General features: G+C 44.3%; 11 protein-coding genes. 10 read left to right on the top strand and 1 reads right to left on the bottom strand.

Annotation, left to right across the window (positions count from 1 at the left end; translation table 11 throughout):
- Positions 1 to 544: 544 nt before the first annotated feature.
- Positions 545 to 1,180 carry a ribonuclease H1 domain-containing protein gene (locus BACCELL_RS06965; protein ID WP_007210946.1) on the bottom strand — a complete coding sequence of 212 codons (636 nt, stop codon included), beginning with the start codon at positions 1,178 to 1,180 and terminating at the stop codon, positions 545 to 547.
- A 109-nt stretch (positions 1,181 to 1,289) separates the two neighbouring features.
- Between BACCELL_RS06965 and BACCELL_RS06960 the strand changes: the two genes are divergently transcribed.
- The 10 genes from BACCELL_RS06960 (at position 1,290) to BACCELL_RS06915 (ending at position 15,320) form a co-directional block, all read left to right on the top strand.
- The gene (locus BACCELL_RS06960; RefSeq protein ID WP_007210945.1) at positions 1,290 to 1,898 is read left to right on the top strand and encodes a nitroreductase family protein; all 609 of its coding nucleotides are present in this window, start codon (positions 1,290 to 1,292) and stop codon (positions 1,896 to 1,898) included.
- Between the two features lie 54 nt (positions 1,899 to 1,952).
- The gene (locus BACCELL_RS06955; RefSeq protein ID WP_007210944.1) at positions 1,953 to 2,480 is read left to right on the top strand and encodes a shikimate kinase; all 528 of its coding nucleotides are present in this window, start codon (positions 1,953 to 1,955) and stop codon (positions 2,478 to 2,480) included.
- A gap of 107 nt (positions 2,481 to 2,587) precedes the next feature.
- Complete coding sequence (gene speA, locus BACCELL_RS06950) at positions 2,588 to 4,480, top strand: biosynthetic arginine decarboxylase (protein WP_007210943.1); 1,893 nt, start codon at positions 2,588 to 2,590, stop codon at positions 4,478 to 4,480.
- A gap of 116 nt (positions 4,481 to 4,596) precedes the next feature.
- Entirely contained in the window at positions 4,597 to 5,385 is a 789-nt protein-coding gene (gene argB / locus BACCELL_RS06945; RefSeq protein WP_007210942.1) for an acetylglutamate kinase, read from the top strand.
- Between the two features lie 47 nt (positions 5,386 to 5,432).
- Positions 5,433 to 5,942 (top strand): RNA polymerase sigma factor, encoded by a 510-nt coding sequence (locus tag BACCELL_RS06940; RefSeq protein WP_007210941.1) that lies wholly within the window; start codon positions 5,433 to 5,435, stop codon positions 5,940 to 5,942.
- The gene (locus BACCELL_RS06935; protein WP_029426119.1) at positions 5,932 to 6,414 is read left to right on the top strand and encodes a hypothetical protein; all 483 of its coding nucleotides are present in this window, start codon (positions 5,932 to 5,934) and stop codon (positions 6,412 to 6,414) included. The genes BACCELL_RS06940 and BACCELL_RS06935 overlap by 11 nt, the downstream gene beginning before the upstream one ends.
- A 275-nt stretch (positions 6,415 to 6,689) precedes the next feature.
- Complete coding sequence (locus tag BACCELL_RS06930; RefSeq protein WP_007210939.1) at positions 6,690 to 8,345, top strand: DUF6377 domain-containing protein; 1,656 nt, start codon at positions 6,690 to 6,692, stop codon at positions 8,343 to 8,345.
- A gap of 367 nt (positions 8,346 to 8,712) precedes the next feature.
- Complete coding sequence (locus tag BACCELL_RS06925) at positions 8,713 to 11,691, top strand: SusC/RagA family TonB-linked outer membrane protein (protein ID WP_044153456.1); 2,979 nt, start codon at positions 8,713 to 8,715, stop codon at positions 11,689 to 11,691.
- 134 nt (positions 11,692 to 11,825) lie between these two features.
- On the top strand, positions 11,826 to 13,622 hold the full coding sequence (locus BACCELL_RS06920) for a RagB/SusD family nutrient uptake outer membrane protein (protein ID WP_007210937.1): 1,797 nt from the start codon (positions 11,826 to 11,828) through the stop codon (positions 13,620 to 13,622).
- Positions 13,623 to 13,640: 18 nt separating this feature from the next.
- Complete coding sequence (locus tag BACCELL_RS06915) at positions 13,641 to 15,320, top strand: starch-binding protein (RefSeq protein ID WP_007210936.1); 1,680 nt, start codon at positions 13,641 to 13,643, stop codon at positions 15,318 to 15,320.
- Positions 15,321 to 15,469: the final 149 nt, after the last annotated feature.

Here is a 15,469-nt window from a genome sequence, read left to right as displayed (position 1 = left end):
GTCACATCTATATATCGGACATGCAGTATCTATATATCCAATACCACCGATATATAGCTGCTAGACGAGGCAAGATGAAAGAAAAGCGTTCAGCCTTTCTAATACAGATGATTGAACACATAGGCCATTCGTACTATCAACTACGCTGTGTAAGGAAACCGAAAAACAGCTATTTCTCCTTTTACAAGAAGTTAGGAGTTTGACGACGGGAAGTTAACTTCTTGTCAACAAACTCCCAACTTCTTGTCGGCAAGAAATTGATCCTTTGCAACACCTTGATAATCAATGGTAAAATCCCCTTGTATAAAAGGAGTGTTTATACGCATATATTACTCGCTTTTCACATGTCGCTTACAGATTTCGCTTAACGAAATCAGACTTGTCTGAAATTAGATTGCTTGTTGTGGATGAGAACAAGCAATCTAATCATCCGTAACATTGCTTATTCCGGACCATAACACTACTTGTTTTCAAGTGTTATTCAATTTTCTCAAAAATAGCGGGTGTAGGATGATGTTTCATTTAATTCAAGCCCTGTACAGGCTTATTTTCTTCCGAAGTCAGCAGGTATTTCTCCCCACTGCTTGGTTTCCCATTTCAGAATTTTGGTAGTATATGTATTTTCCCGTAGCCACTTTTCGGCACGCTCTATTAGTTTGAAAAGTTCTTCTGTTTTGGGTTCACGAGGTAGCTTTGTTTTGCATTTCTTCTGCTTGATCCAACTGATGGCATTCACACTGTCACTATAGATGGGCATATCGAAGCCTTTCTGTTTCAGTAGGGCAAGTCCGTGGACGATAGCAAGGAACTCGCCGATATTATTCGTACCATATACCGGGCCGAAATGGAATATTTCTTGTCGGCTGGCTACGTGTACACCGCGATATTCCATAGCTCCGGGATTACCACTACAGGCAGCGTCTACGGCAAGGCTATTCTCTACGACAGATGAAGGAAGGGGAGCATTCACATCTTTCTTTTGGGCGGGAGCACCCGGAGAGGATCGTTTGATATATTCATACGGAGAAGATTCAAAGGCTTTTTCCGCTTCTTCGCGCGTCTCGAACGATTTATATTTCGCTCCTTCGTAGCCTTTGGTTTGTAACTGACAGTCTGTCCAGGAAGTATAAATCCCCGGATTGACGCCTGACCATACAACGTAAAACTTCTCTTTACTCATAATTGGGTGCAAAGGTACAAATATATTCTACAACTTCGAACAACTTCACTCTTTCACTTGTTTCACTATATAAGACAAAAATGATAATTACGAAAAGAAAGGATTAAATATGGTCAGAGAACGGACATTTGCCGAAGCATTGGAGCATCGGCGCAGCTATTATTCTATCAGTAACGACTCTCCGGTTCAGGACGAGGAAATTGTACACATCATCCGTACAGCAGTAAAGCATGTGCCTTCGGCATTCAACTCGCAGACTACACGTATTGTGTTGTTACTGGGGGACGAACATCAGAAATTATGGAGAATCGTGAAGGATCAGTTGGAAGAACGCCTGTCCGAAGAACAATATCGCCAGTCGGAGAAGAAGATCGATACTTCGTTCTCTTGCGGATATGGCACGATACTCTTTTTTGAAGATCGTTCCATTGTAGAAGGACTGCAAAAACAATTCCCTACTTATCATGAGAATTTCCCGACGTGGTCGCAACATACTTCTGCCATGCATCAGCTGGCCATCTGGACCATGCTCGAAGATAAAGGTCTGGGCGCTTCGCTGCAACACTATAACCCGTTGATTGACGAAGATGTACGCAGCACGTGGCATCTTCCCGAAACTTGGCAGTTGATTGCACAGATGCCTTTCGGTACTCCTGTGGCCGAACCGGGCGGGAAGGAATTTGATGATTTGAGCGAACGCATTAAAATTTTTATCTGATAGTAAATCTCTCAGAATAGAATTGCTTACCTTTGTACGCAAAGGTAAGCGCTTATGATACGTATTTTCTTAACCGGCTACATGGGAGCCGGTAAAACAACTTTAGGAAAGGCTTTTGCCCGCGAATTGAATATACCGTTCATCGATCTGGACTGGTATATCGAAGAACGTCTTCACAAATCCATACGTGAATTGTTCATTGAGCGGGGAGAGGCCTCTTTTCGTGAACTGGAGCGAACCATGCTGCATGAAGTGGCTGAGTTTGAAAACGTCATTATCTCGACCGGAGGCGGTACTCCTTGCTTTTTCGATAACATGGAGTATATGAACGAGCATGGGCAGACCGTTTTTCTGGATGTTCATCCTGACGTTTTGTTCCGCCGCTTGCGAGTGGCTACGCAGCAACGTCCTATTCTGCAAGGAAAAACGGACGAAGAACTGCGGATTTTCATTATAGAAGCCTTGGAAAAACGTGCACCGCACTATGGTAAGGCAAGATACCGTTTCGATGCCGGGCAGTTGGAAAGCCGTCGGCAAATTGCGGATTCTGTGCAGCAGTTACGTAACTTGCTGAGCATTTAACCGCTTGTAAATGTGTAATTTTAGGTGGAAAACGCAATAAATATCGAGAATTATCGTATTTTTGTCGCCCTATTAAAATCAAACAACAAACATCTGAGTTACAAAAAATGAGAAAATGGCGTATTGAAGATTCAGAAGAGCTTTACAACATTACAGGTTGGGGCACTTCGTACTTTGGTATCAATGACAAAGGTCATGTAGTGGTAACACCTCGTAAAAACGGTGTCGGCGTCGATTTGAAAGAATTGGTGGATGAATTGCAATTGCGAGACGTGGCGGCTCCTATGCTGATACGTTTTCCCGATATTCTGGACAACCGGATTGAGAAGACTTCTTCATGTTTTAGGCAGGCCGCTGAGGAGTACGGCTATAAAGCGCAGAACTTTATCATCTATCCTATCAAGGTTAATCAGATGCGCCCTGTGGTAGAGGAGATTATCAGCCATGGAAAGAAATTCAATCTTGGGTTGGAAGCCGGGTCGAAGCCTGAACTTCATGCCGTGATTGCTATTAACTCAGATTCTGACTCGTTGATTATCTGCAACGGCTATAAGGATGAGAGCTATATAGAATTGGCTTTGCTTGCCCAGAAGATGGGTAAACGCATTTTTCTTGTAGTAGAAAAAATGAACGAGCTAAAACTGATAGCCAAGATGGCGAAGCAGCTGAATGTTATGCCTAATATTGGTATTCGTATTAAACTGGCTTCTTCAGGAAGTGGCAAATGGGAAGATTCAGGCGGCGATGCAAGTAAGTTTGGACTCAGTTCCAGTGAATTGCTCGAAGCACTCGACTTTTTAGACTCAAAAGGACTAAAAGATTGTCTGAAATTGATACATTTTCATATCGGAAGCCAGGTGACAAAGATCCGTCGTATTAAGACGGCATTGCGCGAAGCATCTCAATTCTATGTGCAGCTTCATGCTATGGGATTCAAAGTCGAATTCGTGGATATCGGTGGTGGCTTGGGCGTAGATTACGATGGAACACGTTCGTCCAGCAGCGAAAGTAGCGTCAATTATTCCATTCAGGAATATGTGAATGACTCTATTTCCACTTTGGTAGATGCCAGTGATAAGAATGGTATTCCCCATCCCAATATTATTACGGAAAGCGGACGTGCACTGACTGCCCATCATTCCGTACTTATTTTTGAAGTCTTGGAAACCACCACTTTGCCCGAATGGGACGATGATGAAGAAGTAACCGAGGAAGACCATGAATTGGTGCAGGAACTTTATGGCATTTGGGATACATTGAATCAAAATAAGATGCTGGAAGCCTGGCACGATGCACAGCAAATTCGTGAAGAAGCGCTCGACTTGTTCAGTCATGGAATTGTGGATTTGAAAACACGTGCACAGATTGAGCGTCTTTACTGGTCTGTTATGCGTGAGGTGAACCAGATTGCAGGCGGCTTGAAGCATGCTCCCGATGAACTTCGCGGATTGCCGAAACTGTTGGCGGATAAATATTTCTGTAACTTCTCGCTGTTCCAGTCCCTGCCGGATTCCTGGGCTATCGACCAGATATTCCCGATTATGCCCATTCAGCGCCTGGATGAACGTCCCGACCGTGCGGCAACCTTGCAGGACATCACTTGTGACTCGGATGGAAAGATAGCTAACTTTATCTCGACTAAGAATGTGGCACACTATCTGCCCACTCATTCTTTAAAGAGTAAGGAACCTTATTATATGGGTGTGTTCCTGGTAGGTGCTTATCAGGAGATTCTGGGTGATATGCATAATCTTTTCGGTGATACGAATGCTGTGCATGTATCTGTTAACGAGAAGGGATATACCATCGAACAGGTGATTGATGGTGAAACTGTAGCGGAAGTGCTTGACTATGTTCAATATAGCCCTAAGAAGCTGGTGCGTACACTGGAGACTTGGGTGACTCAATCAGTAAAAGAGGGACGTATTTCGTTGGAAGAAGGTAAAGAGTTCCTTTCCAATTATCGTTCCGGTCTGTACGGATATACCTATTTGGAATAAGAAAAGTTGACGAGTTGAGAAGGGAACAAGTTGACAAGGAGCTGCGCTTTATTGCTTTGTTCATTTTGTCTTCTCCCCTTGTCAACTTGTTAACTAAAAAACTTGTCAACTGAATTATGAGAGAAAAACTAACAGTAATAAAGGTGGGTGGCAAAATCGTGGAGGAAGAAGCTACCCTCCATAAGTTGTTGGATGACTTTGCAGCTATTGAGGGCTACAAAGTCTTGGTACACGGAGGTGGCCGTTCGGCCACAAAATTGGCTGCCCAACTGGGCATTGAAAGCCAGATGGTAAACGGGCGTCGTATCACGGATGCCGAAACGCTGAAAGTAGTGACGATGGTGTACGGCGGGCTGGTAAACAAGAATATTGTAGCCGGACTTCAGGCGCGTGGTGTCAATGCACTGGGATTGACTGGTGCGGATATGGATGTAATCCGTTCCGTGAAACGCCCGGTAAAAGACGTCGACTATGGCTTTGTGGGGGATGTAAAGCAAGTGAATGCAGAGTTTTTGGGTGATTTGATCCATAAAGGAATAGTTCCCGTAATGGCTCCGCTGACGCACGACGGTGCAGGCAATCTGCTGAATACAAATGCCGATACTATTGCAGGAGAGACTGCCAAAGCTCTTGCTGCTTTGTTCGATGTGACATTGGTATTCTGTTTTGAGAAGAAGGGTGTGCTTCGTGACGAGAACGATGACGATAGCGTGATACCTCAGATCACTCCTGTCGAATTCAAACAATATGTAGCGGACGGTGTTATTCAAGGAGGTATGATACCCAAGCTGGAGAATTCTTTTGAAGCTTTGAATGCGGGAGTAACTGAAGTGGTAATTACCTTAGCGTCAGCAATTAACGAGAATAGCGGAACCCGCATACAAAAAATAATTCAAAAAAAGTAGTGATCAACTGTAACTTTCCATATACTTAACCGTCATTATTAATAGAGATGCAAGAAATCAGTTTTCGGAATGACATTCTCCCTCTGAAAGACAAACTCTTTCGGTTGGCTCTCCGGATTACTTTCGACAGAGCAGAGGCAGAAGACGTTGTGCAGGAAACACTGATAAGAGTCTGGAACAAACGTGATGAGTGGACGAAATTCGGTTCTATCGAGGCTTATTGCCTGACAGTGGCAAAGAATCTGGCAATAGACCGTAGCGAAAGAAAAGACGCTCAGACCGTGGAACTGACACCTGAAATGGAACAGACTTCCGGAGCATCCAATCCTTACGATCACTTGGTGGATAAAGAGCAAATGACACTCATCCATCGTCTGGTCAATGAACTCCCCGATAAACAAAGGCTGATTATGCAGCTTCGGGATATAGAGGGTAAGAGTTATAAAGAAATTGCGGTCGTCCTGCATTTGACGGAGGAACAGGTAAAAGTGAACCTCTTCAGGGCGAGGCAAAAAGTAAAACAACGGTATTTAGATATAGATGGTTATGGACTGTAAATATATAGAACAACTTTTAGAACGCTACTGGCAGTGTGAGACTTCCCTTGAGGAAGAAGCACAGTTGCGTGCTTTCTTTAACGGAAGCGATGTTCCGGAGCATTTGCTTCGCTACAAAGATTTGTTCGTATATCAGCAACTGCAACAAGAAGTGGGGTTGGGAGCAGATTTCGACGCCCGTGTGCTTGCAGAAGTGGAGACTCCGGTGGTGAAGGCAAAACGCTTGACGCTTACCGCACGTTTCGTTCCGCTGTTCAAGGCCGCCGCAGTAGTGGCAGTGGTACTTTCATTAGGGAATGTGATGCAACATTCATTCTATAGTGATATAAAAGAAGTAGCCGCAGCCGATACGATAGGCAAACAAATTACCACACCTTCGGTAGCTCTCTCGGGAGACGTGACGATTACCCATGAACAACAGATTCTGGATAGTCTGCAACGGATAGACAAGAAGGTGGAACTGAAGAAGTAACGTTTTCATTTGCTTTTAAGAATAACATTTTCATTTGCTTTAAACATAAATATAGTTAGTGTGCTTTATTAAAACAACAAATTGAGGCTGTGAAGTTTCAATTCTCTCAAATTCTTATAAAAACTAACTAAGATAGATGGGACGCCGCGAGATGCAGCGTCCCTTTTATGTATATATGCTCTTCAAAGCTGAGACGATTTATTAAAAACGAACTGGTAAGATGGTTATTATAGTAGGATTTTATATCTTTGTCCTGTTCGTAAACGTTTGTAAGCATGAAAGACCGGTACCTGCTTTTTGTAATCTCTTTGCTGTTCTGTTGCCTTCTGCAAGCGCAGGAGAAAATAGATTCTTTACTGGTAGTTCTGGACAGGACAATTGAAAACACCGCTCAATATGAGCAGGCCAGACTGAAACGCATTGATCAGATTAAAGAATATTTCCGGACTTGTAAAAGTACTTCTCCATTTGATGAGTACCATATCAATCAACAACTTTTTGATGAATATGAAGCGTATATTTGCGATTCAGCAAGACATTATATCAATCGCAATATCGAGATTGCCCTTCAGCACAACAATCAAGAGTGGCTGAATGAGGCCAAACTGAAGAAGGCAAGTATCTTGGGAAAGACAGGTCTGTATGCAGAAGGCGTGGCCTTGTTGAAGTCTATAGATAGCAAGCAACTTTCCAGAGACCAACTCATTGAATATTACATCACTTTTGAAGATATTTATCTCTATCATGCAGAGTATGCGATGGATGACGAATATCAGATTGAATATCTGAATAACCTGTATATCTACCGCGACTCTGTATTGCAGATGGTAGAAGAGGGGTCTTATCAGTATGTCATAGCTTATACTCCCGAACTTCTGCAACAAGGAAGAGGAGAGGAAGCCATTGAAATGTTGGAAGTTTATCATCAAAAACTTTCACCGGATACACGGGATTATGCAGTGGTGACCTCTATTCTTGCCTTTATCTATCAGAGTACGGGACAGCGGGAAAAGCAAAAAGAATATTTGATAAAGAGTGCAATTGCCGATATTCGTGGTGTGGTGAAAGAGAATAATTCCTTGCGTGCATTGGCGGAACTGTTATATGAAGAGGGGCAGTTACAACGGGCGGATGTTTATATGAAGCGCAGCATGGAAGATGCCAATTTCTATAATGCCCGTCTCCGGAATGTGCAGGCTTCAAGGATGCTCCCGGTCATAGACCATGCCTATCAGGTGGAGAAACAGAAGCATCAGCAGGTGTTACAGATTTTCCTGGTTGTTACCAGTTTGCTGACGCTATTTCTGGCATGTGCGGTCTGGTATGTAATTCGTCAGGTGAAGAAGCTGGCCCGTGCGCGACAGGATTTGCTGGCAATGAATGAAGAGCTGAAACTTCTGAATGAAAGATTGATCGAAGTAAATCAGAGACAGCACGAAACGAATGATTCACTGACGGAGGCTAATCATATTAAGGAGGAGTATGTCGGCCGATTTATGGGATTGTGTTCCACATACATTGACAAGTTGGAGGGATACCGTCGGATGCTTAACAAACAGGCAGCTTCGGGGAAGGTGGAAGAACTCTATAAAACGTTGAAATCGTCCCGTTTCATCGATGAAGAACTGAAAGAATTCTATCAAAACTTCGATAATTCATTCCTTAGTATTTTCCCTGATTTTGTGAAACGCTTTAATGAGTTGTTGCCGGAAGAAGAAAGAATTATTCCTAAACAGGATGAACGGCTGACAACGGAACTTCGTATATTTGCCTTAATTCGTTTGGGAATTACGGACAGTGCCAAGATTGCAGGCTTCCTGCGTTATTCCATTACTACTATTTATACCTATCGTTCCAAATTGAAGAATCGTTCTCTTTGCCGTGATAATTTTGAGGAAGAGGTGATGAAGATTGGGTCTTTTGCTGGTTAGTGAGCTATATGGTATAGTAATGAATTTGCCCACCACAGATTAACACAGATTCTCACAGAGTTTAATCAATTAAAATCAGAGAAATAAAATTCTGTGGAAATCTGTGTTAATCTGTGGTGAATTAATTCATAACCCCTCCGAAATGAACCCAAAATCCCGTTTTTTCTATTCTGCTTTCTTTGTTTTCATTTAGTTTTTTAACGCCCTTTATTTGTTTTATCTCGCTGATATATAATATTTTGATCCTTTTGTTAATCTAGATTTTCTTTAGTCCTCTTTTCTTTCCCCCTTCTTTTTACAGACATTTGCACTGTCGCCTCAACCTGTGGAGGTGAACAGAATGATTGCTAATCTAAAAACTAATAGTATGAATGTAAAAAGAACAAAGTTATGTTTGTGCCGGTCTCTTCTTCTTATGGTCGGATTACTTTTTGCAGTGGCATCCTTTGCCCAGGATTTAACCGTGAAAGGAAAAGTAACGGATACCACGGGTGAAACTGTAATCGGTGCTAACGTAACCGTGAAAGGTACAACTAATGGTATCATTACCGATATTGACGGTAACTATACTTTGTCGGGCGTGAAGCCTTCTTCCGTCCTTGTTTTCTCCTTTATTGGCTACAAAACACAAGAGATCCCCTGTAGTGGACGTCAGGAAATCAATGTAGTGCTGTCAGAAGACGCTCAGGCACTGGATGAAGTCGTTGTGGTGGGCTACGGCTCATTGAGCAAGAAAGAGCTTTCCAGTTCCATTGTGCAGGTAGACAGATCGAAGTTCCTGCAAGGTTCTATGAACAATCCGATGGAGATGCTGACCGGTAAAGTTGCCGGTTTGACCGTAAACAATACGGCGGCAGCCAATCCGAATGCAAGTTCCTCTCTTCAGATTCGTGGTGCAACATCTATTTCGGCATCCAATGACCCGTTGGTGGTAATTGATGGTGTGGCAGGTGGCGATATCCGCAACCTGGCAGCACAGGACATTGAGTCTATGACCGTACTGAAAGATGCCGCTTCTGCTGCCATCTACGGAACACGCGGTGCCAATGGTGTGATCCTAATCACTACCCGTAAGGGAGCCGGAGAAGCCGGACGTGCCCAAGTGACTTACGACAGCTGGTTCGGTGTGAATCTGGCAAAGAGCGGTCCGGATATTTTGAGTGCAGACGAATTCCGTCGTTCCCGTCGTGCAACGGATTATGGGTATTCTACTGATTGGTATGACCTCTTGCTGCGTGATTTCTCTTATGATAACAACCAATATCTTTCTATCGACGGCAGTACCAAGAACGGATACTATGGCGCTTCTTTTAATTATAAGAAAGCAACCGGCCTCGATCTGAACAGCAGTCGTGAAGAATTCGGTGGACGCTTCGTCCTGAACCAGCGTATGATGGATGGAATCGTAGAACTGAACGGTTCACTCAACGCCCGTCGCGTGAATGAAGTATGGGGTAACGACGGTATGTTCGATACTGCCCTGAGCATGAACCCTACCATGCCTTTGTATAACGAGGACGGAACTTACTTCCAGCCTACTTCTCCTACCGGAGCACGCAACCCGGTGCAGGAACTGAAAGAAATCGACAATAACGGTCAGCGTGTTTACCTGCTGGGTACTGCTGAGGTAAAAGTCAACCTGATCCGTTCGGAAAAGCAAATGCTGAATACTTCATTGAGCTACTCTTTGCACTACAACGATCTGAAACAGCACTATTATACCCCTTCCACTGCCGGTGAATCTTACTGGAACGGTTATAACGGACGTGCAGAAGTGACTTACCAGAAGTGGTACACGTCCCGCCTGGAGTGGTTGGGTAACTACTCGTTGGATCTGGGTGATCACAACTTCAAGGCAATGGTCGGTTATAACTATGAGCAAACCACCTGGGAACGCCTGCAAGCCGGAAACAGTGATTTCAATTTCGATGATATTCTCTGGAATAACCTTGGAAGCGGTTCTTATCTTGCTAAAGGAAAAGCAAGCATGGGTACTGGTAAATCTCTTGCCAAACTGATCGGTGTCTTCGGACGTATCAACTATAATTGGAAGAATCTGTTGATTGCTTCCGCCTCCATCCGCTACGAAGGCTCTACGAAATTCGGTGCAGATCATAAATGGGGTGCTTTCCCATCTCTTTCTCTTGCCTGGGAAATGGCGAATATGGGTTTCCTGAAAGACCACCAAAACATCGTTCAGAGTTTGAAACCCCGTGTTTCCTATGGTGTAACAGGTCGTTCGGACTTCGATTGCTACCAGTCATTAGCCACTTACGGCTCTCATAAAAATGCCCAGTTGAATGTTACGGATACCTATCTGATGGACGGTGCCTGGGTAACAGGTTATGCTCCTTCAGTGAATGCCAATTCCAAACTGGGCTGGGAAAAGAGTGTCAGTATGAATATCGGTGTTGACTTTGCCTTGTGGAACAGATTGCGTGGTTCTGTTGAATGGTTCGACCGCCAGTCACGCGACTTGCTTTATAACTATACGGCTCCACAGCCTCCCTACATCTACTCTACAATTCTGGTAAACGTAGGAACCACTGTGAATCGTGGTATCGAAGTTTCTCTGGAAGGCGACGCTTTCAAAGGAACTCCCGTAGAATGGACAACGGGTATCAACTACTCTTACGGCACTACGAAACTGGATAAACTCTCCAACAGCCTGTACAAAGCTTCTTATGTGGAACTGTATCAGAAGCCGGGTGTAGGTACCAGTGAATACTTCTTCCGCGTGGAAGAAGGCAGCAAGATCGGCCAGTTCTATGGCTACGAGTATGCCGGTGTAGAGAATGGGGATATGATGATTTATACCGATGAAGGCGAAAAAGTTCCTGTATCCAAGGCAGATGTGAAGTACAAACGCCATATCGGTAATGGTACGCCGACCTCTTATCTTTCCTGGAGTAATACGCTCCGTTATAAGAACTTCGACCTGAGCCTGATGTTCAACGGTGCTTTCGGTTTTGAAATCTTCAATATGCGTCGTTACGGAATGGGTCTGAAAGGTTGCGGTACGGACAATGTGCTGCGCGATGCTTATGGAAAAGATGCGGATATTACAACCGGTGGCGGTGTAATCTCTTCTTTCTTCCTTGAAAAGGGTGATTACTTTAAGCTGGATAACCTGACTCTAGGATATACCATTACCCCGAAAGAAAACAAGTTCATCAAAGGTATGAGAGTTTATCTGACAGCTAAGAATCTGTTTACGCTGACCGGTTATTCCGGTAACGATCCCTCAGCCGTTGCCATCAACGGACTGACTCCGGGTGTAGATACGAACAGTGCCTATCCTTCGGCTACTCAGTTGAGCGTAGGCTTGAATATCCGTTTCAAATAGATATAGTTAACAAGGTTGCAGTTAACAAGGGAACGAGGATAATAGTTTCGTTTAGTAAGAGAGTCATTTCCCCTTGTCAACTTGTCGCCTGAAGCCTTGTCAACTCCTTTAATAACTAAATACAGAAAAGAATTATGAAATATCTGAAATATAAATGTCTGTTGGCAATCATTCTGGGTTGTTCATTGAGCGGTTGCTTCGACCTTACGGAAGAAGTGTTCGACCGTGTAGACTCCGGCGTCTATTATCAGGACGAGAATAGTGTGAAGAGTGCGGTAGCTACTATTTATTCCACAGGTGCTACCAGTTATGCCGAATACTTCTGGTACATGCAGGAATTTCCTGCCGATCAAGTGACCTGGCGTGTATGGAATGGCGGTCAGTGGGGATATGATGAAGGTGAAAAGTTTATCTTCTCCATTCAGAACTGGACTCCCGATGCCAAGATTATCCGTAGTGCCTGGGAGAATGCATGGACCACTATCGGACTGTGTAACACCTTATTGGCTGATATGGGAAAGCTAACTTCTGCTGACCTGAAGATGACTGATGAGAAACTGAAAGCTTATGAAGGCGAAGTACGTACACTCCGTGCTTGGGCTTATTATAATATCTTTGAAATCTGGGGTGGTGCATTGCCGCTGAATATTGAACCGGCCACCGTAGACGGTGAATTGCCACCCACTGCCGACCCGGACTTCGATACAAGTTGCAAGAAGATTTATAACTTCATTGCTACCGAGCTGGATGATTGCTACGAAGGAATGGTCGAAAATCAGGTGAACCGCATGAACAAGGCTGTGAACCGTATGATCAAGGCCCGTCTGTTGCTGAATGCCGAAGTGTTCATCAAAGAAAGCCACTATACCGAATGTGCCGAACTGTGCCGTGAAATAATCAGCGGTAAATATGGAAAATATGAATTGGCAAAGGATTACCGCGATATTTACTCTATCAATAATACGGAATGTCCCGAAGTCATCATGGCTTTTGCCTGCGAAGACGGTAAACTGAATATGGGATGGATGCGCATGACTTTCTATCCTTATAATATCTGGGATTATTTCGGAGGTACTTACAGTCAGAGTGGTTGGAACTGTACTTGTCTGGTTCCTTCGTATGACAATGCGGGAACGGTGAATGAATTGGGAGGTACACAGGGAGCTACCTGCTTCCTCGATGCGGCTTACGGTGATAAACTGGGTGCAGTCTACGAACGCTTCGACGACCGTGACATCCGTAAAAAGAACTATAATTATGATAAGAAGAACGGCTACAGCGGTATCTTCCTGAAAGGTACCATAAAAGCTAACTATGGTAAGGGTGAGGCCTTGAAAGCCGATGCCGACCGTGACGGACAAGACTTGGCGTATGTAGACCAGGTAGGTACGTTTATGAACCTCGGACGCAACTTGGAAACCGTCATGTCACCGCGTTGGGGTGAGACGAACTCCGGCCTCCGTCTGGTGAAGTATCCGGTATATCCTACTTCCGCAGCCATCGACTTTCAGAACATCGATGAAGTGGAATTCCGCCTGAGCGAAGTGTACTATATGCTGGCAGAGTGTGAAATGCGTGCCGGACAAGCCGACAAGGCCAAAGAACTGGTGAACGAAGTACGTAAACGTTACTTCAGTGCCGGCGACTGGGCAGACGTGAAAGACAAACCGGGCCGTGGCTTCACTGCTTTCGATATGGACTGGATGTTGAGTCAGTGGGGTGTTGAATTCCTGAATGAAGGTCGCCGCCGCCGTACAGACCTGCGTCGTTTCGACAAATTCACGCAAGGCCAGTGGTGGTTCTTCGGACGTGCCACGGACAATGGTCAACTTTATCCCGCCAAGCGTGATCGTAAATATGAGTGGTATCCGTTGCCTGCTTCTGCATTGCTTGTCAATCAAGGACTGATACAGAACCCGAATTATAAATAACTCAAAAACAGAAAATCCATGAAAAAGATAATTTATTGGCTGTTTATGTTGCCGTTGTTTGCTCTGCTCAACGGGTGCGACGATACAGATACGATTATATTCGATGATGAACTGCCTCAGTTCGAAATCAAGGCGAACGCTATATTGCTGGAAGTCATCATGCCGAAAGGCAGTGCTGCCGATGACGAATACTACATTGTGGGCGACTTCAACGGAGGAGCCGAAGCTGCTGTAGGTAATCTGGAATGGCAGTTGGAGAAAGCTACCGGTAGTGCATCCAAGTGGGGAATCTATCTGCTACCTTCTACTTTCAAAGATGGAAAGACACTGGCAGACGGTTTTTACTTCGTATCGGCCTCGAAAGGTGAAGAACGTTCGGTGAAGAATGAAGCTGTGGTGCATCAGTTGGATGTAAAGGTGGGAACCCGTACCAATGTATGGGTAGACCGCTGGGAGGCTTACTTTAATACGGAAGAAGAAGGACATGATGGCTTTGTGGTTTATGTGGCTGATAAGTCCGGTTGGGATAATCTTTACTTGTACGGTTGGGCCGGTGCCGGTGATGTAACACCAGCTTGGCCGGGTATTGCGGTGAAAAGTACGGAAGTGATCAATGGGGTTACTTATAAATACTTCGATATGGGGAAAGCTCTGGATGGTTATGAAGGTGTGAATCTAATTTTCAATAATAATGATGGAAAGCAGTTTGACGGTCCGGTGGTGACACTCAACAGAAACTTCTACTTCCGCATTACCGATAAAGGCTTTGAAGAGATAGACCCGGAAGCAAGTCATTGCATCTATGTGGATGACCAGTCCGGTTGGGAAGATCTGGCACTTTACATCTCCGGGGCAGGTGATAACAATGAAGACTGGCCGGGACTCGAACCTGCCGGAACGAAGGAAATCAACGGAGTAGTTTATAAATACTTTGAAACCGATGTGGAATTGATGAATCAGAGTCTGAAGCTGACATTTAATAATAACAAAAAGGAAGACGATCCGGGACTCGTGCTGTCTTTCGTAAAGAACATCACTTTCAGCCGCGATTTCTATTTCAGCATAACTCCTGAGAAGTGTGAGGAGATAGATCCTGCAACACACGGTACAAGCTATTCCCTTTATGTGGAGGATAATACTGGTTGGAATGCGTTGGCGCTGTATGGCTATGGAGAAGCGGCTATTGGTAGTAGCTGGCCCGGCATACAGGTTTCAGAAACGAAGGAAATCAACGGTACAACGTATAAGTGTTTCCATTTGACACCGGCTTGCACAAATAAGAATATCAACCTGATATTCAATGATAACGGCGTTGGAAATCAGTTGAAAGACTATAATCTGACGATAGATCGCGATTACTATCTCCGCATCTCGGAAGCGGGTTGTAGTGAAATAAAAGATTGCACCGTGTATGTACAGGATAATTCCGGTTGGGAAGCTTTGACTCTCTATGGCTGGGGCGACGCTGCAATTGGCGACAGTTGGCCGGGCATACAAGTAACCGGAACGAGGGAGATCAATGGTGTTACTTATAAGTACTTTGATTTATCGGAGCACGTGGGTAAGTATTCGAATCTGATTTTCAATAACAATGGAGGCGGACAGCAAATAGAAGATGGCGGGCTGTATACAGCATTGATAGGAGATATCTACTTCTCTATCACAGCTACTTCTTATGAAAAACTGCCCAAGCCCTAAGATGCTTTGAGTTTCAAGATGGGAAACCGTTTGTTTCATGCCTTGAAACAAGTAGTTTCATTACTTGAAACTCTCTGTTTCACACCGAGAAACTCTTAGTTTCATTGCTTGAAACAGATTATTTGAAATTATAACTTATACTATCTCAA

The sequence above is a fragment of the Bacteroides cellulosilyticus DSM 14838 genome (genome assembly GCF_000158035.1).
GTDB lineage: Bacteria > Bacteroidota > Bacteroidia > Bacteroidales > Bacteroidaceae > Bacteroides > Bacteroides cellulosilyticus.
This window is presented reverse-complemented; position numbering and strand designations above follow the sequence as displayed.